The sequence below is a fragment of the Alteriqipengyuania triglochinis genome, from assembly GCF_054655655.1.
The window spans coordinates 801,358-821,611 of sequence record NZ_BAAHNC010000001.1; the positions used below are offsets into that span (position 1 = coordinate 801,358).

17 protein-coding genes are annotated in these 20,254 nt (G+C 65.6%); 11 read left to right on the forward strand and 6 right to left on the reverse strand.

What is annotated here, in order from left to right; genetic code table 11:
- Nucleotides 1-969, reverse strand: a complete 969-nt coding sequence (locus ACYQ0L_RS04060) for an alpha/beta fold hydrolase (protein ID WP_459787638.1) — start codon at nucleotides 967-969, stop codon at nucleotides 1-3.
- A gap of 95 nt (nucleotides 970-1,064) precedes the next feature.
- On the opposite strand from ACYQ0L_RS04060, the gene ACYQ0L_RS04065 reads away from it, so the two are divergent.
- From ACYQ0L_RS04065 to ACYQ0L_RS04095, 7 genes are all read left to right on the forward strand, one after another.
- Nucleotides 1,065-1,556, forward strand: coding sequence for an A24 family peptidase (locus tag ACYQ0L_RS04065; protein ID WP_459787639.1), 492 nt, complete (start codon nucleotides 1,065-1,067; stop codon nucleotides 1,554-1,556).
- A gap of 99 nt (nucleotides 1,557-1,655) precedes the next feature.
- Nucleotides 1,656-2,744, forward strand: a complete 1,089-nt coding sequence (gene cpaB / locus ACYQ0L_RS04070) for a Flp pilus assembly protein CpaB (protein ID WP_459787640.1) — start codon at nucleotides 1,656-1,658, stop codon at nucleotides 2,742-2,744.
- A 65-nt stretch (nucleotides 2,745-2,809) separates the two neighbouring features.
- Nucleotides 2,810-4,342 (forward strand): type II and III secretion system protein family protein, encoded by a 1,533-nt coding sequence (locus ACYQ0L_RS04075; RefSeq protein WP_459788037.1) that lies wholly within the window; start codon nucleotides 2,810-2,812, stop codon nucleotides 4,340-4,342.
- 14 nt (nucleotides 4,343-4,356) lie between these two features.
- On the forward strand, nucleotides 4,357-4,986 hold the full coding sequence (locus tag ACYQ0L_RS04080) for a CpaD family pilus assembly protein (protein WP_459787641.1): 630 nt from the start codon (nucleotides 4,357-4,359) through the stop codon (nucleotides 4,984-4,986).
- Between the two features lie 26 nt (nucleotides 4,987-5,012).
- A complete protein-coding gene (locus tag ACYQ0L_RS04085; protein WP_459787642.1) occupies nucleotides 5,013-6,335 on the forward strand; it encodes a pilus assembly protein CpaE in 1,323 nt (440 codons plus the stop codon).
- A gap of 57 nt (nucleotides 6,336-6,392) precedes the next feature.
- A complete protein-coding gene (locus tag ACYQ0L_RS04090; RefSeq protein WP_459787643.1) occupies nucleotides 6,393-7,364 on the forward strand; it encodes a type II secretion system F family protein in 972 nt (323 codons plus the stop codon).
- A complete protein-coding gene (locus ACYQ0L_RS04095) occupies nucleotides 7,364-8,383 on the forward strand; it encodes a type II secretion system F family protein (protein ID WP_459787644.1) in 1,020 nt (339 codons plus the stop codon). The genes ACYQ0L_RS04090 and ACYQ0L_RS04095 overlap by 1 nt, the downstream gene beginning before the upstream one ends.
- 60 nt (nucleotides 8,384-8,443) lie before the next feature.
- On the opposite strand, the gene mtnP is transcribed toward ACYQ0L_RS04095, so the two are convergent.
- From mtnP to ACYQ0L_RS04115, 4 genes are all read right to left on the reverse strand, one after another.
- Nucleotides 8,444-9,313 (reverse strand): S-methyl-5'-thioadenosine phosphorylase, encoded by an 870-nt coding sequence (gene mtnP, locus ACYQ0L_RS04100; protein WP_459787645.1) that lies wholly within the window; start codon nucleotides 9,311-9,313, stop codon nucleotides 8,444-8,446.
- A 10-nt stretch (nucleotides 9,314-9,323) separates the two neighbouring features.
- Nucleotides 9,324-10,211 (reverse strand): crotonase/enoyl-CoA hydratase family protein, encoded by an 888-nt coding sequence (locus ACYQ0L_RS04105; RefSeq protein ID WP_459787646.1) that lies wholly within the window; start codon nucleotides 10,209-10,211, stop codon nucleotides 9,324-9,326.
- Between the two features lie 232 nt (nucleotides 10,212-10,443).
- A complete protein-coding gene (locus ACYQ0L_RS04110; RefSeq protein WP_459787647.1) occupies nucleotides 10,444-11,229 on the reverse strand; it encodes an SDR family NAD(P)-dependent oxidoreductase in 786 nt (261 codons plus the stop codon).
- 132 nt (nucleotides 11,230-11,361) lie between these two features.
- Nucleotides 11,362-12,534, reverse strand: coding sequence for an acetyl-CoA C-acetyltransferase (locus ACYQ0L_RS04115; RefSeq protein ID WP_459787648.1), 1,173 nt, complete (start codon nucleotides 12,532-12,534; stop codon nucleotides 11,362-11,364).
- A 133-nt stretch (nucleotides 12,535-12,667) separates the two neighbouring features.
- Here ACYQ0L_RS04115 and ACYQ0L_RS04120 point away from each other — a divergent pair, with 133 nt between their 5' ends.
- From ACYQ0L_RS04120 to ACYQ0L_RS04130, 3 genes are read left to right on the forward strand one after another with little or no spacing between them, the layout of a single operon-like run.
- Complete coding sequence (locus ACYQ0L_RS04120; protein ID WP_459787649.1) at nucleotides 12,668-13,411, forward strand: 2OG-Fe(II) oxygenase; 744 nt, start codon at nucleotides 12,668-12,670, stop codon at nucleotides 13,409-13,411.
- Nucleotides 13,411-15,093, forward strand: coding sequence for a 2OG-Fe(II) oxygenase family protein (locus tag ACYQ0L_RS04125; protein WP_459787650.1), 1,683 nt, complete (start codon nucleotides 13,411-13,413; stop codon nucleotides 15,091-15,093). Before ACYQ0L_RS04120 ends, ACYQ0L_RS04125 begins: the two co-directional genes overlap by 1 nt.
- Nucleotides 15,090-15,998 carry a class I SAM-dependent methyltransferase gene (locus ACYQ0L_RS04130; RefSeq protein WP_459787651.1) on the forward strand — a complete coding sequence of 303 codons (909 nt, stop codon included), beginning with the start codon at nucleotides 15,090-15,092 and terminating at the stop codon, nucleotides 15,996-15,998. Before ACYQ0L_RS04125 ends, ACYQ0L_RS04130 begins: the two co-directional genes overlap by 4 nt.
- Before the next feature lie 306 nt (nucleotides 15,999-16,304).
- On the opposite strand, the gene ACYQ0L_RS04135 is transcribed toward ACYQ0L_RS04130, so the two are convergent.
- On the reverse strand, nucleotides 16,305-19,334 hold the full coding sequence (locus ACYQ0L_RS04135) for a TonB-dependent receptor domain-containing protein (protein WP_459787652.1): 3,030 nt from the start codon (nucleotides 19,332-19,334) through the stop codon (nucleotides 16,305-16,307).
- A 227-nt stretch (nucleotides 19,335-19,561) separates the two neighbouring features.
- Between ACYQ0L_RS04135 and ACYQ0L_RS04140 the strand changes: the two genes are divergently transcribed.
- A complete protein-coding gene (locus ACYQ0L_RS04140) occupies nucleotides 19,562-20,086 on the forward strand; it encodes a hypothetical protein (RefSeq protein ID WP_459787653.1) in 525 nt (174 codons plus the stop codon).
- Nucleotides 20,087-20,254 lie beyond the last annotated feature (168 nt).

The window sequence follows — 20,254 nt, forward strand, 5'->3', positions numbered from 1 at the left end:
CTAGGCGCTTTGCGGCGCTTTGCGATCGAGGAAATCGGCGATCCCGTCCATCGCGCGCCCGCGCACCGCGTCCACCTCGCGGAAAATCTCGTGATGGGCTTCGTCGCCGAAGCGCAGCAGCTCGGCGTAGGGCAGGCGCGATACAGCCCGATCGATCGCCTTCCATGCGACCAGCTGGTCGTTGGTGGTACCGAACAGGAGGACCGGGAGCGCCACGTCCTCCAGCGCGCCCTTGGCTTCGATCACCTTCATCGATTCTATCGCCGCAGCGACCCAGCCCCAGCTGGCCGGCCCCATCGCGACTTCGGGCCGGGCATTACGCCACCACAGCTCGTCCTGGTAGCGCTCGACATGATGAGTCAGCAGCGCGCCGCGATCTTCCGGCAGCGCGCCGGGCTTCTCGCTCGTCTTCCATGCCGGACGCCGCGGATCGCCGAGCCGTGCCATGCCCTTCGACACCGCGCCAAGCAGCCAGAGCGGCCCCGGTGTGCCAACCAGCCCCAGCATCGGCGCGGACAGCACCGCCGCATCGGGCATGACGCGTCCTTCGACCAGCGCACGCAGGACGAGATGGCCGCCCATCGAATGGCCGATCAGGACATGCGGCCCCGGCGTCTCGGCCACCCATTGCTCCCACAGCACGGCGATGTCGCGGGTCCAGATTTCGAAGTCGTCGATATGGCCGGTATGCGCGTCGGTGCCGAGGCGCCCCGACATGCCCTGCCCTCGCCAGTCGCTGGCGGTGACGCGCCAGCCCTCGCGCGCCCATTCGTCGAGCGTTTCGAGATATTTCTCGTAGTGATCGCCGCGCCCCGGCATGAACAGAATGGAACCGCGCGCAGGTGTACCGCCCGCCCAGTCGATCCGCCTGATCTTCGCGCCGTCGGCGGTCTGCCAATGGCTCTCGCTCGCGGCCTCGGGGATCACCCTGCGATCGAAGGCGGCCTCTCGTGCGGCACTGGCGTTCATTCTCGATCTCCCGCGGTCCGAAACTCGTGGTTACTATTTGGTAAGCGCCGGCGCGTAGCACGGACCTCACACAAGGGAGACCGGGCGCCAACATCATGAGCGACTACCTGCAATATGCACTGCTCGTCGGGCTGGCAATCGCGCTGGTGACAGCCGCGATCACCGACCTCAAAGCGCGGCGGATCGACAACTGGCTGACCGGAGCGGTCGCGCTGGGCGCTCCGCTGTTCTGGTGGGCGAGCGGGCTGGATCTGTGGCCTGGCGTCGCGTTGCAACTGGGTATCGCCGTTGCCGCCTTCGCGATCCTCGCGGTCCTGTTCGCCCTGCGCGCGATGGGGGGCGGAGATGTGAAACTGCTGACTGCCCTGGCCCTGTGGATCGAACCGGTCCAGTTCGGGCAGCTGATCGTGCTGATGGCGCTGCTGGGCGGTGCGCTGACGCTGGTCATGGCGATCGGCCACGCGATGCGGCGCCGGAAGGATCGCCTCGCGATCCCCTATGGCGTCGCGATCTCGGCTGCGGGCCTGTGGGTGCTGGCAGCGCACTATTTTCCGGCTGCGGGGCACGCCATCGGGCTGAACGCCTGACATCGCGAAGTGAACTTCATTTTAACCACTCACCCCATAAGCAACGCAAGCTTGCCGGCCACGGGTCGGCGATTGTTCGATCTTGGGGACTGCTAAGTCATGGATAGAAAGAAGCTGGTTCTGCTGTTGGCGGCGCTTGTCATCGCGGCAGGGACGGCCTTTATCGCCCGCAGCATGTTCACCGGGACGAACGCGCCCCAGGCGGCGGCGGCTACCGCCCCGCAGCCGAACGGCCCGCGCGTACTAGTGGCGCAGCGCAGCCTCCCTGTCGGCACGATCATCACGCAGGATGCGATCGGCTTCCAGGCGTGGCCCACCGAACTGGTGCGCGATGCCTATTTCATCGACGGCGAAGCCGATGTGACCCAGCTTCTGGGCACGGTCGTGCGCTATCCGATTACCGCCGGCGAGCCGGTGACGCAGGGCGGCCTCGTTGCGCCCGGCGATCGCGGCTTCCTCGCCGCGGCGCTCGGCCCTGGGATGCGCGCCGTCACCGTGCCGGTCAACGCCAACACCGCGGTGGCCGGGTTCGTCTTCCCGGGCGACCGGATCGACCTGATGATGACCCACGATGCCGGCGGCCTCAAGGCGACCGAAACCATCCTGCGCAACCTGCGCGTACTCGCCACCGACCAGTCGACCACCCAGGAGACGGTCGAGGGCCAGACTTCGGTGCGCGCCTTCAGCACGGTCACGCTCGAAGTGACGCCCAAGATCGCAGAGAAGATCGCGGTCGCCCAGACCGTCGGTACGCTCAGCCTCTCGCTGCGCTCGATCGCCGATAGCGCCAGCGACCTCGAACGTGCCCTCGCCTCCGGCGATATCGCCATTCCCGACGACGCTACGCCGGAAGAGGAAGAGCGTCTGCTCGCCCGGGCCCGCGCGATGCCGAGTGATGGCGGATCTTCCTACGTTACCGGGGCGGATGTCTCGCGGTTCTCGACCCGCACCTCCCAGCCCCAGCAGCAAAGCCAGCCGCAGTCGGGCGGCAACCGCGCTATGCCGCAAGTACCCGAAGGCCTCTCGGTCTCGCCGCGAAACGTCGATCCACAAGGCGCGCCCAGCCTCCCGCGCGGCCCCGTCGTGCGTGTGATGCGCGGCGAACAGAGCACCGCCGTGGCAGCCGGCAAGAGCGGAAGCGTTGCGACCGATACCGCGACGACCACCCCGATCGGTGGACGCGACTGATCATGAAAAAGGCAACCACAATGACCGTCAAGCACAGCAAGGCAGAGCCCGCCAGGGGTGCCCGCATGCGGCGACGCTTCCGGCCGATGCTGCTCTGCGCCGCCCTGGTCGGCGCACCGCTGGCCACGATGCCCGCCATGGCAGACGCGCAGTCCGTGGTCCGTCCGACGCAGGACATCGTGCTCTCCATCGGCAAGGGCGAACTGATCAACGTGCCCGGTTCGATGAGCGATGTGTTCATCGCCAATGATTCGATCGCGGATATCCAGGTGAAGTCCCAGCGGCAGCTCTACCTGTTCGGCAAGTCCGGCGGGGAAACCACTGTCTATGCAAGCAATTCGGCGGGCGACGTGATCTGGGCCGCCAATGTGCGGGTCGGATCGAACATCGGCAGCCTCGACCAGATGCTGGCGATGGCGATGCCCGACGCGAAGATCTCCGTCGCGACCATGGGCAGCAACACCGTGCTGCTGACCGGCACCATCGCCTCGCCTGAAGATGCGGCCGAGGCGGAGCGGCTGGTCGAAGCCTTTCTGGGCGACGAGGCGAACGTGATCGCCCGGCTGAACACGGCGACGCCGCTGCAGGTCAACCTGCAGGTCCGCTTCGCCGAGGTCAGCCGCTCGCTCGTGCGCAGCCTCGGTGCAAATCTTGCGACCTTCGACGGGACGGGCGGCTTCCAGTTCGGGGTGACGCGCGGTCGCAGTGCCTTTCCGGAATATGCGCCCGGCGGCACTGGCACCTTCACCGGTTTTGAGTCCTCGAGCGAGGGTACCAGCCGGGTCACGGGTGGCGACGGCACCACGCTGGCGGGTCTCGGCAACCTGTTCGGTCTCGATATCGGGGCCGCGCTGGACCTTGCGGAAACCAACGGGCTCGTCACGACGCTCTCGCAGTTCAACCTGTCGGCCCTGTCGGGCAATACTGCCGACTTCCTTGCCGGCGGCGAATTCCCGATCCCTATCAGCCAGGGCCTGGGCGCGACTTCGGTCGAATACCGCAACTATGGCGTCAAGCTGACCTACACGCCCACCGTCCTGTCCGACGGGCGGATCTCGATCCAGGTAGCTCCGGAAGTTTCTGAACTGTCTTCGCAAGGTGCCGTCCAGCTCGAGGGCGTACAGATCCCCGCGCTGATCACGCGCAGGGCATCGACCACGGCAGAACTCGGTTCGGGCCAGAGCATGATGATCGCCGGGTTGATGAGCAACAATGCGCAGAACACGATCGACAAGGCCCCGGGTCTGGGCGACGTTCCGATCCTGGGCAACCTGTTCAGGTCGACCAGCTTTCGCAAGGGCGAGACCGAACTGGTCATCGTCATCACGCCGTACTTGGTGAAGCCGGTCGACGCGAGCGAGATCCGCCTGCCGACCGACGGGTACAACAGCCCCGACGTGCTGAGCCAGCTCGGCTTCAAGGAAAACGTGCGTCAGAACGGCGAGCCTGGCCGCCCGGTCCCGCGTGCACGCGACCGCGAGGCTGCCAGCCCAGCCGTCTCGCAGGGCCTGCAGCAGAATGGTGACCGTCAGGCCACGAAGCAGCGTCGCAAGGAACGCAGCGCATCGGCCGCCCCCGGCTTCAGCATCAACAATTGAGAGGACACATGGCCATGACCAATATCAAACGGCTTGCCGCCGGCCTGTTCGCCTCCACCCTCGCGCTCTCGCTCGGTGCGTGCAGCGGAGACATGAATCGCTCGCTCTACAGCACCGCCCAGCCGGTGGTGGAGCGCACGCACTACACGCTCGATCTGGCGGCGGGGCCCGGTGGCCTCTCGATCCCCGAGCAGCGGCGTCTGGCCGGCTGGTTCGAAGCTCTCGACCTCAAATACGGCGACCATGTCGCGGTGGAAGAGGATATTGCCAGCCCCGCGACGATCGAAAACGTCGCGGCCATTCTCGGCCGCTACGACCTTGCGCTGAGCGAGACCGCACCGGTGACCGAAGGCTTTGTCGAGCCCGGCCGCGTGCGGGTCGTGGTCACCCGCTCGATCGCGAGCGTCCCGGGCTGCCCCGACTGGTCGGACGATTACGACGGCAATTACATGAACACGACCAGCCGAAACTACGGCTGCGCCACCAACAGCAATCTCGCGGCGATGGTTGCCGATCCGGAGGACCTGATCCGCGGCAAGGAGAGCGACGGCAAGCCCGTGGTCACCACCTCCAGCCGCGCGATCGAAGCCTATCGCAACGGCCAGGGCGGCGGCGGTGCAGTCACAGCCGGCGGCCCCGATTAAGATAGCAGAGCGAACGAGGACAGACGATGAACGCACCCTGGAATTCAGGAATGTCGGGTAACCGCGATCCCTTTGCCGCCTTTGTCTGCGACGATGCCGCGCTCGATACGCTGCGTCCGGTTGTCGCCGAGCTTGGCTGGGCGCCGGAGAAATGCGCCAAGGGCGGCCTTCGCAATGCGATCCAGAGCCTGTCGGTCAGTGCCAGCCCCAATATTCTGGTCGTCGACCTGTCCGAATGCAGCGATCCATTGACCGAGATCAACGGCCTCGCCGAAGTCTGCGAACCGGGCACGGTGGTGATCGCGCTCGGCCAGGTGAACGATGTGCGCCTCTACCGCGATCTGCTGGCAAGCGGGATCCACGATTACCTCCTCAAACCGCTCGCCTCGAGCCAGGTCCGCGATGCGCTTAACGATGCGCAGGCCGTGTTCAGCGCGCCCAAGCAGTTCGACTCGCAGAGCGCGAAGCGGCACGTTTCGACCGCCGTTGTCGGCACCCGCGGCGGCGCGGGTGCATCCACCGTGGCCACCTCGCTCGCATGGCTGTTCAGCGACGAACAGAAGCTGCCGACCGCCCTGCTCGACCTCGACGTGCATTTCGGCACCGGCGCCCTGACACTCGATCTCGAACCGGGTCGCGGACTGACCGACGCGATCGAGAATCCCAGCCGGATCGACGGGCTGTTCATCGAACGCGCGATGATCCGCGCGAACGACAACCTCGCAGTGCTCTCCGCCGAGGCGCCGATCAGCTCCCCCCTGATGACCGACGGGGCGGCCTTCGTGCAGCTCGAAGAGGAATTCCGCCAGGCGTTCGAGATCACCGTGATCGACATGCCGCGCAACATGCTCATCAACTTCCCCCAGCTTCTGGCGGATGTGAACATTGTTACCGTGGTGTGCGAGTTCACCCTCGCCTCGGCCCGCGATGCGATCCGCATCCTCAGCTGGCTCAAGAGCTATGCGCCCCATGCGCAGCCATTGGTTATCGCCAACAAGGCGCAAACCAGCAACATCGAGATCGGCAGGGCCGACTTCGAATCCTCGATCGAGCGCAAGGTCGACTTCATCCTGCCCTACGATCCGAAGGCCGCGACCCATGCCGCCAAGCTGGGCCAGGCCTTGGTCGAGGCCAACGAGTCGAGCAAGGTGACCAGCCAGCTTCGCAATGTCGTCAGCCGCATCCTTGCCGCCGGCGACGAGTCGATCGAGGCCGAGGAACCGTCGGGAGGCAAGAAATCCCTGCTCGGCGCGTTCGACCTCAAGTCGCTGCTGTCGACCTCCCGCAAGGGCAAATCCGGCAGCGACGCATCGACCAGCACCAAGGGGGCAGCGAAGACCGACGCCTAGCGGCACCGCGCGGCTCGCTCCGCGCGTTCGCAGGGACATCGGCGCAAGATCGCAACGATGGATCAAGTGCAGCTCTTCATCCTGGCCATTGGCGCCTGCGCGGCGATCGGCCTCGGCTACGCCGCGCTGTCCGGCCCTTCGACCCGCAAGCAGCTCGAACGGCGGCTCAGCGGGGTTCGTTTCCGCCACTCGGACAGCTCCGAGGCGAAGGTCGAATCGCAGATGAAGAAGGCCATGGCGGCGCGAAAGCCCAAGGTGCAAAAGGCCGCCGGCGCAGGCTCGCGGTCCGAAGCGCTCGCCATCCGTCTCCAGCGCACGGGCAAGGGTTGGAGCGTTTCGCAATATCTCTACGCCAGCCTGGGCCTCACCGTCTTCGTCGCGCTGATCCTGTTCCTGCAGACCGGCGCCCTTGCGCTGTCGGCCATCGGCGGCCTGATGATCGGTGCCGGGCTGCCGCATCTGGTGGTCAATTTCTTCATCAAGCGCCGGACGGCCCAGTTCAACGCCAAGTTCCCCGACGCGATCGACCTGCTGGTCCGCGGCCTGCGCTCCGGCCTGCCGGTGACCGAGACGCTGGCGGTGGTCGCGCAGGAAATCGAGGGGCCGGTGGGCATCGAGTTCAAGGGCATCATCGAGCGGATCCGGATCGGCCGGTCGATGGACGACGCGATGCAGGTCAGCGCCGACCGGCTCAATATTCCCGAATTCAACTTCTTCACGATCTCGCTCGCGATCCAGCGCGAGACGGGCGGCAACCTGGCGGAAACCCTGTCCAACCTGTCCGAGGTGCTGCGCAAGCGATCGCAGATGAAGCTCAAGATCAAGGCGATGAGCTCTGAATCCAAGGCCTCGGCCTATATCGTCGGCGCCCTGCCGTTCCTCGTGTTCTTCATGATCCTGTGGATCAATCCGGACTATATCGGCGCCTTCTTCGAGGACGAGCGGCTGATCGTGATCGGTCTGGGCGGGCTCGGCTGGATGGGCATCGGGGTGTTCATCATGGCCAAGATGGTGAGCTTCGAGATCTGATGGCCTTTTCACCTGCCCTCCTAATGACCGCAGCCAACAGCAACCCGACCCTGCTGGGCTTCGATGTGATCGCGGTCGCGACCGTGATGGCGGGCATTGCGGCGCTTGCCGTGATGCTGGCGATCTATGCTGCGGTGACCGTGCGCGATCCGATGGCCAAGCGTATCAAGGCGCTCAATGCACGGCGCGACGAGCTGAAGGCGGGCATCGTCAAGGAGCACGGGCGCAAGCGCAAGAGCCTGGTCCGGCGCACGCAGAAGACCGACAGGGTCAAGGACACGCTGAGCAACTTCAACGTGCTGCAGGCCAGCCAGGTGGAGCAGGTGCAGCAGAAGCTGGCCCATGCAGGCATCCGGAACAAGGAATACGCGGTCTACGTCATCGGTGCGCGTGCGGTGCTGCCGGTCGTCCTCGGGCTGCTCGCCTTCTACGTCTTCTACCTGTCCGGCTCCTTCGACGACTGGAGCGCCCTGAAGAAGTTCGGCGCGCTCGCCGCTGCCGGCATCCTGGGGTACAAGGGGCCCGAACTCTATATCGACAACAAGGCGAAGAAGCGCACCGACGCGATCCGCAAGGGGCTGCCCGACGCGCTCGACCTGCTGGTGATCTGCGCCGAGGCGGGCCTGACGGTCGACGCGGCCTTCAACCGGGTCGCCAAGGAACTGGGCCGCGCCTATCCCGAACTGGGCGACGAATTCCTGCTGACCGCGATCGAGCTTTCCTTCCTCAACGAGCGCAAGAATGCGTTCAACAACCTCGCCTACCGCGTGGACCTCGAAGCGGTGAAAGGCGTCGTCACCACGCTGATCCAGACCGAACGCTACGGCACCCCGCTGGCATCGGCCCTGCGCGTCCTGTCCGCCGAATTCCGCAACGAACGCATGATGCGTGCAGAAGAGAAAGCCGCGCGCCTGCCCGCGATCATGACCATTCCGCTGATCATGTTTATCCTGCCCACGCTGTTCATCGTCATCCTCGGCCCGGCGGGCTGTTCGATCGCGGACGCGTTTTCGAACTGATCGAGCGTTCCTTCCCGCCGCACCTCCCCGGGTGAGGCGGGAAGTCTCATCCCAAGTGCCCTAACCCAGCACCCGCCCGGCAATTGCGTCGAGCTTGGCCATCAACGCCTTGTCGCGCATCTCGGGCGCGGTGATGATAGCGTGCTCCAGCGCGGTATCGACCGGGCTCGGCGCGCGAGTCTCGGGCAGGGTCGCCACAAGTTCGTCGAGCATGGCCCGCGCACGGTCGGCATTGCCCTTGAGCACGGCGAGGATATCGAACGCCTCGACCCCCGCTTCATCGTCGCGCCAGCTGTCGTAATCGGTCACCATGCCCAACATTGCGTAAGGCAGCTCCGCCTCGCGTGCGAGGCGTGCTTCGGGCATCCCGGTCATCCCGATCACATCCCCGCCCCAGCCGCGATACATGCGGCTTTCGGCGCGGGTCGAAAATTGCGGACCTTCCATCGCCACATAGGTACCGCCGCGATGCACGGTCGACCCGCTCGCCTCCGCAGCACCTGCCACCAGCGCGCCCAGCCGCGGGCACACCGGATCGGCCAGGCTGACATGCGCGACCAGCCCTTCACCGAAGAAGCTGCCCGCCCGCCCGCTCGTGCGATCGATGAACTGGTCGACCGCCACGAAGTGCGTCGGCGCCATTTCCTCCCGCAGAGAGCCGATCGCGCTGATCGCCACGAGGTCGGTCACCCCGCAGCGCTTCATCACGTCGATATTGGCGCGGTAATTCACGCTGTCGGGCGATTTCGCATGCCCGGCTCCATGGCGCGCCATGAAGGTCAGGCGCACATCGCCCACCCGGCCCGTGGTCACCGGGCCCGAGGGTTCGCCGAAGGGCGAGGAGACCTCGATCTGCTGCTGATCGTCCAGTTCGATGCCTTCATAGAGGCCCGATCCGCCAAGGACGCCGATATGCCAGGCATTGCTCATGTGTTCGCGCTCATTTGTATTCGGGCTCCTGCCACCAGGGATAGAAATCGGGCATGTCGGTGCTGACCTTGCCGGTGAACTCGGGGGGCCGCTTCTCGAGGAAGCTGGCAATGCCTTCTTTCGCGTCGTCCCCGCGCGAGAGGCGATAGATCGACCGGCTGTCGATCCGATGCGCCTTCATCGGGTGATCTTCGGCCGAGAGGCGCCACAACATCGCCCGCATCATCGCGACCGAGAGGGGCGAGGCGTTATCGGCAATTTCGCGCGCCAGTTCGCGCGCGGCATCCATCAGCTCGTCCTTCGGGTGGACCGAGCGGACCAGCCCTGCGTCGAGCGCTTCGGACGCATCGAAGATCCGCCCCGTCATGCACCATTCGAGCGCTCTCGACATGCCGACGAGGCGCGGCAGGAACCAGCTGGAGCAGGCCTCCGGCGTGATCCCGCGCTTGGCGAAGACGAAGCCGAAGCGCGCATTGTCCGAACACAGCCGGATGTCGAAGGGCAGCTGCATCGTCGCACCGACCCCCACGGCCACACCGTTGCACGCGCCGATCAGCGGCTTTTGCGAGTTGAACAGGCGCAGGACGAGCCGCCCTCCACCATCGCGCACAAGCGGATCGGACAGGTCGTCGACCGTGGTGGGATCGGAGAACACGTGCTTGTCTGTGCCATCGGGGTTCTTCGGCGGGGTCAGGTCGGCCCCGGCGCAGAACGCGCGCTCCCCCTCCCCGGTCATGATCACCGCACGCACCGCATCATCCGCATCGGTGATGTCGATCGCCGCGATGATCTCGTCGCGCATCACATTCGTGAAGGCGTTCATCTTTTCCGGGCGATGAAGTGTGATCGTGGCAATGGGGCCGTCGATCACAAGCTTGATCTGGGTGAAGTCAGGCATCCGCGGCGTCTCCTCCCTGACACACCTGACACAGTGTCTTAGAGGAGAAAACAGGCCCTCCAAACGCAATGCCCGATTGATGGTTCGAACAAGGCTCTGGAGCGCGCGTCATCGCGTGGCGATACAGGAGCCGCAGCGCCGTAGGAAAGGCTTCATTCCGATACACGCGCACCAAGAAAAAGGGCTCCCGCAACGAAACGGAAGCCCAATTTCTACCACAAGGCGGCGCCGGTCAGCGCGGCGCCATGCGGATCGCGCCGTCGAGGCGCACGTCCTCGCCGTTGAAGTACGTGTTCTCCAGCATCACCATCGCCAACTTGGCGTATTCTTCCGGGTTGCCGAGGCGCTTGGGGAACGGGACCGATGCGTTGAGCGCTTCGATCGCCTTTTCGGGCAGGCCCATCAGCAGCGGGGTGTGGAAGATGCCGGGCAGGATCGTGTTCACCCGGATGCCCTCGCCCATCAGGTCGCGCGCGATCGGCAGGGTCATGCCGACGACGCCGCCCTTGGATGCCGAATAGGCAGCCTGGCCGATCTGGCCGTCTTCGGCGGCGACGCTGGCGGTGTTCACGATCGCACCGCGCTCGCCATCGTCGTTCAGCGGATCGAGCGTCAGCATGCCGGCCGCCGCATGCGCGATGCAGCGGAAGGTGCCGACGAGGTTCACCTGGATGACAAAGTCGAAGGCAGCCAGCGGGAAGTGCTTGATGCTGCCATCTTCCTTGGAGCGGCTGGCGGTCTTGATCGCGTTGCCGATCCCGGCGCAGTTGACGAGGATACGCTCCTGCCCGTGGGCGTCGCGCGCCTTGGCGAAGGCGGCGGCGACCTCTTCCTCGCTCGTCACGTTGACCTTGCAGAAGGTGCCGCCGAGTTCCTTGGCAACCTTCTCTCCCTCGTCTTCCTTCATGTCGAAGATCGCGACCTTCGCGCCCTTTGCGGCGATGGCGCGCGCGGTGGCAAGGCCGAGGCCGGATGCGCCACCGGTCACGACGGCGGGGGTGTTTGCGGAAATTTCCATTCTAGAGCTACCTCTCTTGTCCGTTCGCCCTGAGCTTGTCGAAGGGCTGCACTTCTCTTCCGGTCCCGTGCTTAAAGAAAAGCAGGGCTTCGACAAGCTCAGCCCGAACCGGGTTTTGGATATCCAAAATTGCTACAATGCCTCGATGATCGTCACGTTGGCGACACCGCCGCCTTCGCACATCGTCTGCAGCCCGTATTTCTTGCCGCGCGCGTGCAGCGCGTGGACCAGCGTTGCCATCAGCTTGGTGCCCGATGCGCCCAGCGGATGGCCGAGCGCGATCGCCCCGCCGTTCACGTTGAGCTTGGCAGGGTCCGCGCCGACATGCTTCATCCATGCCATCGGCACCGGCGCGAACGCTTCGTTCACCTCGTACAGGTCGATATCGTCGATGCTCAGCCCGGCGCGCTTCAGCGCCTTGTCGGTCGCGAACAGCGGCTCTTCCAGCATGATGACCGGATCGCCCGCGGTCACCGTCAGGTCGACGATCCGCGCCAGCGGCGTCAGCCCGTGTTTCTTCAGCATCGCTTCGGACACGATCAGCGCCGCGCTCGACCCGTCGCAGATCTGGCTGGCCAGCGCGGCGGAGATGCGGCCGTCGGGGCTCAGCAGCTTGACGCCAGCAATCCCTTCGAGGCTGGCATCGAAGCGGATCCCCTCGTCTAGCGTGTGCATCTGCTCGCCATCCTCGGTCTGGATCGGGATCGGCACGATTTCCTTGTCGAACGCGCCCGCCTTGGTGGCGGCGGCGGCTTTTTCGTGGCTGGCGAGCGCGAAGCGGTCCATCTCGTCCTTCGAGATATCGTGCTTCTTGGCCATCATCTCGGCGCCCATGAACTGGCTCCACTGGACGCCGGGATACTTCTCCTCGAGGCCGGGCGACTTATAATTGCCCAGCCCTTCCTTCATGTGGAACATGGCCGACGAACCCATTGGCACGCGGGTCATGCTTTCGACCCCGCTGGCGATCACGACATCCTGCGTCCCGCTCATCACCGCCTGCGCGGCGAACTGGATCGCCTGCTGGGAAGAACCGCACTGCCGGTCGATCGTGACGGCGGGCGTTCTTTCGGGAAGATGCTTCGTGGCGAGGACCGCGTTGCGGCCCACCTGCATCGCCTGCTGACCCGCCTGGCTGACGCAGCCCATGATCACGTCGTCGACCGCCTTGGGATCGATCCCGGTCCGCTCGATCAGCGCGTCGAGCGTCTGCGCGGCGAGGTCCACCGGGTGTACATCGGCCAGTTTCCCGCCACGCTTGCCCCCTGCGGTACGCACCGCATCAACGATATATGCATCTGCCATTGGTCTCTCTCCCGTATTCTTTCCGTTGAAAGTTTCTTTTGGCAACTGAATTGGCGGGGCGGCAAGGACGTGTCAAGCATCCGCCAATGCTCCCGGCTTGCTTCGCGAACCGACCGGCGCGTAAGGATGGTTCATGGGAAGGACGCTCTTCGAATTGAATCCCTCGCTCGACCGCGAGGCACTTGCCGAAAACTTCGCCGAGCACCGGCGCGTACAGGTGCGCGACCTGCTGACGCGTGAGGCGGCAGAAGAAATCCAGTCGATCCTGATGAAGGGAACCCCGTGGGGCATGGCGGTGCGCGCGGGCAACGGGGCGGACACGCCCCCGCGCGGCTTTTCCAATGCCGAGATCGCGGCCCCCGGCGGCGCCGAAGCGGTCAACCGGATGGCCAATGCCGCCGCACAGGCGAGCGCGCGCGGCGACTACGGCTTTCGCTACGCCCAGTTCTCGCTGGTCGAGGCGGTGCAGAACGGCTGGAACCCGGGCGGCCCGCACGAGCTGCTTCTGGAATATCTCAACGCGCCGGAGATGATGGAGTTCGTCCGCGCGGTCACCGGGTTCGACGCACTGGCGAAGGCGGACGCGCAGGCGACCATGTTCGCCCCCCAGCACTATCTCGGCCGCCATTCTGACAGCCATGTGGAAGAAGGCTGGAAGGTCGCCTACGTGATGAATTTCGCGCGGGAGGACTGGCATCCCGACTGGGGCGGCTACCTGCTGTTCCTGGATGAAGACGGCGACGTCGTGCAGGGCTTTCGCCCGCGGTTCAATGCGCTCAACATGTTTGCCGTGCCGCAGACCCACCTCGTCACCTACGTGCCACCCTTCGCCCCGGCGGGACGGCTGGCGATCACCGGCTGGTTCCGCGATCGCTGATGGCAAGCGCGCGCGACTGGCACGAACGCGCCAGCGCGGCGGAGCGTGGCGGATCGCCGGAAGAGGCCGAACGGGTCATTGCGCATGGCCTCGCGGAACATCCGCGCGATCCCGAACTGCATAACAGCGCGGGCAATATCGCGATGCGGCGCGGCGATTATGCCCTCGCCGCGGAGCGCTTCAGCGCCGCATCCCGCCTTGCGCCCGCGCATCTGCCCTTCGCGATCAACGCCGCAATTGCGCGCACCAGGGAAGGCGCGCCCGAAGCGGCGCTGGCAGCCCTCGATCCGCACGTGGCGGCGGGACGCGGCAATGCGCGTTTCTGTTCGACCCGCGCCAATGCCGCCCGCCTTGCCGACGATCTGCCGCAAGCCAGCGAGTGGTACGACCGGGCGCTCACGCTCGAACCCGCGAATCCACGCGCACTCGCGGGGCGTGCGCGGGTCGCGCTCGAGCGGACCGAGGGCGATGCGCTCGCCCGGATCGATCTTGCCCTCTCGCGCGATCAGGCCGACCCCCATCTCTGGCTGGCAAAGGCACAGGCGCTCGACATTGCGGGGGACACTGCCTCGGCGCTCACGATCACGCGGCAGCTCGTCGAGCAGGCGCCTGCCTGGCGCGATGGCCTCGACTTTCTCGCTCAGCTGAGGCTGGCGGCAGGCGATCCCGATTTCGACGATCATTTCCGGGTCGCGGCAAGCAAGGCTCCGAACGAGCCTGTCATTCCGACCGCGCATGTCGCCGCGCTCGCCGCGGTCGAACGCTTCGCCGACGCGGCCGAGGTCGCACGCGCGGCACAGGCACGCTTCGCCACGCCGGAGCGTTTCGTCCTGTTCGAAGCCGCCTTCGCCAGCGCGGCGGGAGAGGATGCGCGCGCGCAGGCAGCATTTGCGTGCCTCGAAACGGATTCGCTGGATCGCGCGCTGCACGAGGCGCGCCATGGCCTGCGTACGCAGGACTGGGCCCTCGCTGACAAGGCGCTGGAGCGGGCGCGGAGCTTTGCCCCGTTCGATGTCATCGCCTGGGCGTTCACCGGGCTGCTGTGGCGCGTGACGCAGGATCCACGCAGCGAATGGCTGGACGGCCAGGAAGGGCTGGTTCGGCTGTTGCCGCTGGCCGACGCGGAGCAAATCCTGCCGCCCGCAATCGCCCTGCTGGAACGGACGCATGCCACCTCCGCCTTCCCCATCGGCCAGTCGCTGCGCGGAGGTACGCAGACGCGGGGCATCCTGTTCCACCGCACAGAGCCCGAGTTGGCCCATCTCGCAACCGGCATCGCGGCGACGCTGGAGGACTACCGGGCAGGCCTGCCCGCGGTCGACGCCGCGCATCCGACCCTGCGCGCACGCAGCAGGCCGTGGGCGCTCGCCGGATCGTGGTCGGTCAGGCTGACCGGGGGCGGCGATCACCATGCATCGCACATCCACCCGCAGGGCGTGCTCTCCTCCGCCCTATACGTCCTTCTGCCAGAGGTCGACGATCCGGCATCCGACGCCGTCCTCGAACTCGGGCGTCCGCCACCCGACCTGCGACTCGATTTGCCGCCCTTGCGCACGATCCGCCCAGAAGAGGGTCACCTCGCACTGTTCCCAAGCACGCTGTTTCATGGCACCACTGGTTTTGCACGTGGCGACCGGATGACGGTCGCCTTCGATGTCATCGCGAAGGGGGGGCCCGGATGACCGACAAAGCAGCGGCGTGGAACGATTTTTGGGCCAGGCACGGGCCCGGCGGTGCCACCGGGTGCCTTCCCGCACGCTGGCAGTCGGTCTATTCCCGCCTCGAGAGCACTTGGCAGACGTTCGCCGCAACATTGCCCGAGCGTGCCTGCGTACTCGACTTGGCGACCGGCGATGCACGCGTGCTCAACTGGATGGGCCGGGAACGCACCGACCTTGTGCGCATGGGCGTGGACCTTTCGCCCGACCTTCCGCCGCCGCCGCCCGGGATCGAAATTCATGCCGGGGTCGCGATGGAGGACCTGCCCTTCGCGGACGACAGCCTCGACGCGATCGTGAGCCAATTTGGCGTCGAATATGGCGATACTCCGAAGGTCGCCAGCGAGATTGCACGGGTGGCAGACGCCGACGCCTCGATGGCCTTCGTGATCCATCGCGAGGATGGTGCCATCCTTTCGCATAATCTTGCCCGCGTTGCGCAGATCAGGTGGGTGCTCGACGAGATTGGCCTGATCGACGCGACCCGCGCGGCCATCGCTCAGGAGGCGCCTCCGTGGGAGGAAGCCACAGCGATGGTCACAGCACGCGTTGCTGAGGGCAGACAGCGCTACGGCGACCATTCGGCCGGCTGGGAAATCCCCGAAGCCATTCGCCGCTCGCTGCTGATGGGCGCGAGGGCCGGCGACACTGCGCAGGGCGTCGCCGAACTTCTCGGAAGGATCGAGGTTCAGGCGCGCAACGAGCTTGCCCGGATCGCCTCGCTCGAAGAGGCCTGCCGCACGACAGGAGCGCGCGACAGCTTCCTCGGCGCCTTCGATGACGTCGGCCTCGAACTGACCGATAACGAGGAGCTGCACGACGCAGCCGGGCGACTCTTCGCGGAAATGCTGCACATGCGGCAGGGCTGAGCACGGCTTTTTCGCCGCCTGAGAGGCATCATGCGGTTCCGGCCTTAGGCTGGCAGCTTTGCCGCTTCCCGGCCTGCACCGCCGGCCCCGTTCTCGACTGCGCGTTACAGCATGGACCCGGAGTCCAGCGATGTTCCGAAAGGCGCCACGGGCCCCGTCCTGCGCCCGAAGGCGGCAGCCAGCTGGCGCGACCATGGGCAAGGACCGGGCGCGGCCGATAGCGAACGGCACCACGCAATCCGGGCACAAAAAAACGGCGGGCTCCGAAGAGCCCGCCGTCCTTTGTTCGGCATGTGCCTGACGCGATTAGAACTTCAGCTTCGCGCTGATGAAGTAGTCGCGGCCCAGCGTGTCGTAAACGCTCGGGTAGGTGTTGGCCTGTTCCTGGTTGTCGCCGAGCAGAAGGCTGTTCGGCGAGTTGCTCACCGTACCATCGGCGGCAAACGTCGGCGTGCCCGGCAGGGTGTCAAACAGGTTGCTGACACCGGCAGTCAGGGTAAGCGATTCGTTCGCGGCGAACGAGAACGTCAGGTCGATCAGGTCGTAGGCGTCGATCTTCTCCACGCCGTTGAAGTCGGCGAAATCCGTATCCGGATTGTCGTCCGTGACGCTGCCGAGGTGACGCCACCGGATCGAGGTCGTGACCGGCCCGTCGATGAAGTTGACGCGGGTCGTCCACTTGTACTCGGGGATCGGCTGACCAAACGGCGTCGCGCTGCAGGTCGTGCCGAACTTGCCGGCGCACTCGGTAACCTCGTCCGGGAACTCGGCGACCGGCGTGAAGTCGGCCTTCTCGGTCCAGGTTCCGAGGAACGAGACCTGGAAGCGCTGCTCACCCGTATCGGTGAAGAGCGAGAACGGGATCGCCGTTCCGTAGCTCACACCGAGGTCGATACCCGAGGTGCTCAGGTCCGCAGCATTGTCCTGCAGGAAGAGCGGCGGGTTGTCGACGGTGATGGCACCGGTCGTCGGATCGCGGAAGCCGGCAAAAGCCTGACACAGCGGATCGTTGATGTCCTGGATCTGGTTGTAGCAAAGACGCAGGGCATTGTTCAGGCCGCCACCGAAGGTCGAGATCGCGTTCTCGATTTCGATGTTGAAGTAGTCGACCGTGATCGACAGGCCCGGGATGAACCGCGGCTGCAGAACTGCACCGACGGTCCAGCTGTCCGAAGTTTCTTCCTCAAGGTTCGGGTTGCCACCGAACAGGCCGGGAATCTGCGTGTTCAGCTGGAGCGTGTCCGCATCGCCGACCGAACCCGAAGGCACACCGGTTGCGATACAAAGCGCACGGATCGTCGCGTCGGTCGCAGCGTTGTCCAGCCCACAGGGGTCGGTTGCCGCCGGGAAGCCGATTGCCGAACCGCCGAACAGTTCGCCGACGTTGGGCGCGCGGATCGCACGCTGGTACTGACCACGCAGGGTCACATCGGGGATCGGCGCGAATTCGACGCCACCGGCATAGGTCCACACACCGCCAACCGCATCGAGCGAATAGTCGGAGTAGCGGGCCGCACCGGTCAGGTCGAGGCGAGCCGAACCGAAGCGGACCGGAATGGCCAGCTCGGCGAACAGTTCGCGTACGTCGTACTCGCCCTGGGTCGGCTCACCGGCGTTGAAGCCGATGACGTCGCCCGAAGCCAGCGCGGTGTCCGGAATGTACTGCGAGGACACCTTGCGGTACTCGCCGCCGAACGCGAACGCGACCGGATCAGATGCCTCGGTGATAGCGAAATCGCCGAACGTGCCCGAGATGGCGGCGGACGCGACCTGCATGGCCGAAACGTCGCTGTTCTGCGCACGGATGGTGATCGCATCGACCATTTCGGGCGTCAGCGTGTTCGGGCCGAAGATGTTGATCGCGGTGCCCGTGCCGTCGAGGCCTGCCTGGAAGGCCGAGCCCGAGATGTTTCCGTTCTGGAGCTGCGAATTCCGCGTCCGCGAGTACATGTAGTACGCATCGTACGTCAGGTAGTCGCCGATCGGGCCGGTCATGCCGCCGAGAATGCGGAAAGCGTTACGCTCGTCCACGTTCTCGCGCAGGCCGGTTTCGGTGATACGACGCTGCACGAAGGTGCTGACGGTACCGAGTTCGGCAGAAGCAAGCGGGTCGAGGCCGTTGGCAACGCGCGCGGCGCTGGCAGCCGCTTCACGCTGGTCGAGTTCCTGGAACGCCTGGAAAGTAGCGGCGTCCACGAAGGGCTGGATGGTGTCCAGATCGATGTTGAACGTGCCCGTCACCGGGGTCGCTGCCAGAGCGGCTTCGACGCGGTTGTTGACGTAGGACACTTCGGCATAGGCGCGGTGGCCGTCGCCGATCTCGTAATCGGCATAACCGCCGAGAAGGTAACGTTCCTGCGGCAGCTGCAGGTAGTTGACCGGCGCGTAGTTGTAGAGATCGCCGGCGCGGCGACGACCGACACCCGCGACGTCGAACACGGCGTCGTCGATCACGAGGCCCTGGCCGAGGACGGCGCAGCCTTCACCCGGATCGCACTGGCCGTTGTCGTTGGCATCGGCGGCGGTCGGCGAGATACCGACCGAGCCCGCGGTATTGATGCGGCCGAACGGAACGGTCGACGAACCGAACTGCTGCAGCGGATCTCCGGTGGTTTCGCCGCCCAGGGCGAAGCGCGAGAAGTCGCGGTCGCCCTGGAAGACCGAATCGCGGTTGTAGTAGCCGGCGTAGACCGTCGCGTTGCCGCGACCGTCGGCGAAGGACGTGCCGATCGCACCGTGCACTTCGAAGCGACGGCCATCGCCGCGCTCGGTGATCCCGTACTGGCCACCGACTTCGACGCCCTCTACATCCTTGAGACGGAAGTTGACGACGCCCGAAAGCGCGTCCGAACCGTAGACGGCGGATGCACCGCCGGTCACCACGTCGACCGAGTCGAGCAGGAACTGCGGGATCGTGTTGAGGTCGACCGTCTGGTTGGTATCGTAGAACATCCAGCGGCGGCCGTTGACGAGCACCATGGTGCGGGTTTCGCCGAGGCCGCGCAGGTTCACCGAAGCGGTGCCGTTGCCGGGGTTGTTCGAGTTGGAGCTGAAGCCGGGAACGACCTGCGGCAGCGTGTTCACAACGTTCTCGACGTTGACCGTGCCGGACAGTTCGAACTCTTCTTCGTTGACGACGGCGATCGGCGCAGCCGATTCGAGGTCACGGCGCGCGATGCGCGAACCGGTGACGACGATCAGGTCGCTGTCGTCGGCGTCCTGAGCGGCCTCGATCGACGGCTCGTCGGGCGTCTGCGCGGCGGCGGGAGTCACCACCATTGCGCCGGCCATAATCGTGCCGGTCAGCAAGGCTGCCTTGTTGAAGCGGTTGGTCATTATATTCCTTTCCTAAGGATGGAGCACCACGATGCGGCGCCCCGAGAATACACTTCGGGGTACATTCGACGGCTGTCGTTTACGCCAGCAGAATCGTCGGCATCAAGCGTCGGAGCGTGGACACGCGCCCTTCCCCTGTACTCTGTGACTTTTCGGTGACAGATCGCCTTCCGGTTCCCGACCCTGTAGATAGCTGAGACCGCATCGTAAGGCAGTCGAGAACACCAATGCACTTCCACCGCCATTCGGCCACAGCCGCCATCGCAATCATCATAGCCGCCACCTTCGGCGCACCGGCTGCTGCCGAGGACGAAAAGCCTGATTACCTCGAACAGTTGGCCGAGTGCCGCGCCATTGCAGACGCTGCGGAGCGACTGACATGTTACGACCGCGAGGTCGGCGTCATCGTGGCCGCCACCCAGGAAGGCGAAGTGCGGCTGGTCGACCGCGAAGAAGTGCGCGAGACGCGCCGCAGACTGTTCGGATTCGCGCTGCCCAAGAACATTTTCGGCGGCGGCGACGAGGAAGAGCTCGATACGCTGGAGACCACGATTGCCCGGGTCGATCCCTATGGCCGCAAGGGCTACGTGATCACCACGCAAGAAGGTTCGGTCTGGCGCATCAGCAGCCCGCCGCTGCGCTTCGCACCGCCCAAGGCCGGGCAGAAGGTCGAATTCAAGACTGCAGCGCTCGGATCGTTTTTCATCCGCGTCAACGGCCAGTTGGGCGTCAAGGGCGTGCGGATCGAGTAGGCCACCCCGACCTCGCGTGTGCGGGAGCGGTTGGCAGTAACGAATTTCGGCATATTCTCGACCGCGCGCCCGGTGGGATAGCGTGGGACCGCCGGTATTTGCACACGAACCCCTGCGATCCGCGGGCGACTTTTTCAAGGAAACAGCGCCAGCAGGTCCCGTCGCGCA

What these genes read in the sequence shown, in the direction of transcription:
- ACYQ0L_RS04060 (WP_459787638.1), bottom strand. Translation starts at nt 969, where the DNA reads ATGAACGCCAGTGCCGCACGAGAGGCCGCCTTCGATCGCAGGGTGATC.
- ACYQ0L_RS04065 (WP_459787639.1), top strand. Translation starts at nt 1,065, where the DNA reads ATGAGCGACTACCTGCAATATGCACTGCTCGTCGGGCTGGCAATCGCG.
- cpaB (WP_459787640.1), top strand. Translation starts at nt 1,656, where the DNA reads ATGGATAGAAAGAAGCTGGTTCTGCTGTTGGCGGCGCTTGTCATCGCG.
- ACYQ0L_RS04075 (WP_459788037.1), top strand. Translation starts at nt 2,810, where the DNA reads ATGCGGCGACGCTTCCGGCCGATGCTGCTCTGCGCCGCCCTGGTCGGC.
- ACYQ0L_RS04080 (WP_459787641.1), top strand. Translation starts at nt 4,357, where the DNA reads ATGACCAATATCAAACGGCTTGCCGCCGGCCTGTTCGCCTCCACCCTC.
- ACYQ0L_RS04085 (WP_459787642.1), top strand. Translation starts at nt 5,013, where the DNA reads ATGAACGCACCCTGGAATTCAGGAATGTCGGGTAACCGCGATCCCTTT.
- ACYQ0L_RS04090 (WP_459787643.1), top strand. Translation starts at nt 6,393, where the DNA reads ATGGATCAAGTGCAGCTCTTCATCCTGGCCATTGGCGCCTGCGCGGCG.
- ACYQ0L_RS04095 (WP_459787644.1), top strand. Translation starts at nt 7,364, where the DNA reads ATGGCCTTTTCACCTGCCCTCCTAATGACCGCAGCCAACAGCAACCCG.
- mtnP (WP_459787645.1), bottom strand. Translation starts at nt 9,313, where the DNA reads ATGAGCAATGCCTGGCATATCGGCGTCCTTGGCGGATCGGGCCTCTAT.
- ACYQ0L_RS04105 (WP_459787646.1), bottom strand. Translation starts at nt 10,211, where the DNA reads ATGCCTGACTTCACCCAGATCAAGCTTGTGATCGACGGCCCCATTGCC.
- ACYQ0L_RS04110 (WP_459787647.1), bottom strand. Translation starts at nt 11,229, where the DNA reads ATGGAAATTTCCGCAAACACCCCCGCCGTCGTGACCGGTGGCGCATCC.
- ACYQ0L_RS04115 (WP_459787648.1), bottom strand. Translation starts at nt 12,534, where the DNA reads ATGGCAGATGCATATATCGTTGATGCGGTGCGTACCGCAGGGGGCAAG.
- ACYQ0L_RS04120 (WP_459787649.1), top strand. Translation starts at nt 12,668, where the DNA reads ATGGGAAGGACGCTCTTCGAATTGAATCCCTCGCTCGACCGCGAGGCA.
- ACYQ0L_RS04125 (WP_459787650.1), top strand. Translation starts at nt 13,411, where the DNA reads ATGGCAAGCGCGCGCGACTGGCACGAACGCGCCAGCGCGGCGGAGCGT.
- ACYQ0L_RS04130 (WP_459787651.1), top strand. Translation starts at nt 15,090, where the DNA reads ATGACCGACAAAGCAGCGGCGTGGAACGATTTTTGGGCCAGGCACGGG.
- ACYQ0L_RS04135 (WP_459787652.1), bottom strand. Translation starts at nt 19,334, where the DNA reads ATGACCAACCGCTTCAACAAGGCAGCCTTGCTGACCGGCACGATTATG.
- ACYQ0L_RS04140 (WP_459787653.1), top strand. Translation starts at nt 19,562, where the DNA reads ATGCACTTCCACCGCCATTCGGCCACAGCCGCCATCGCAATCATCATA.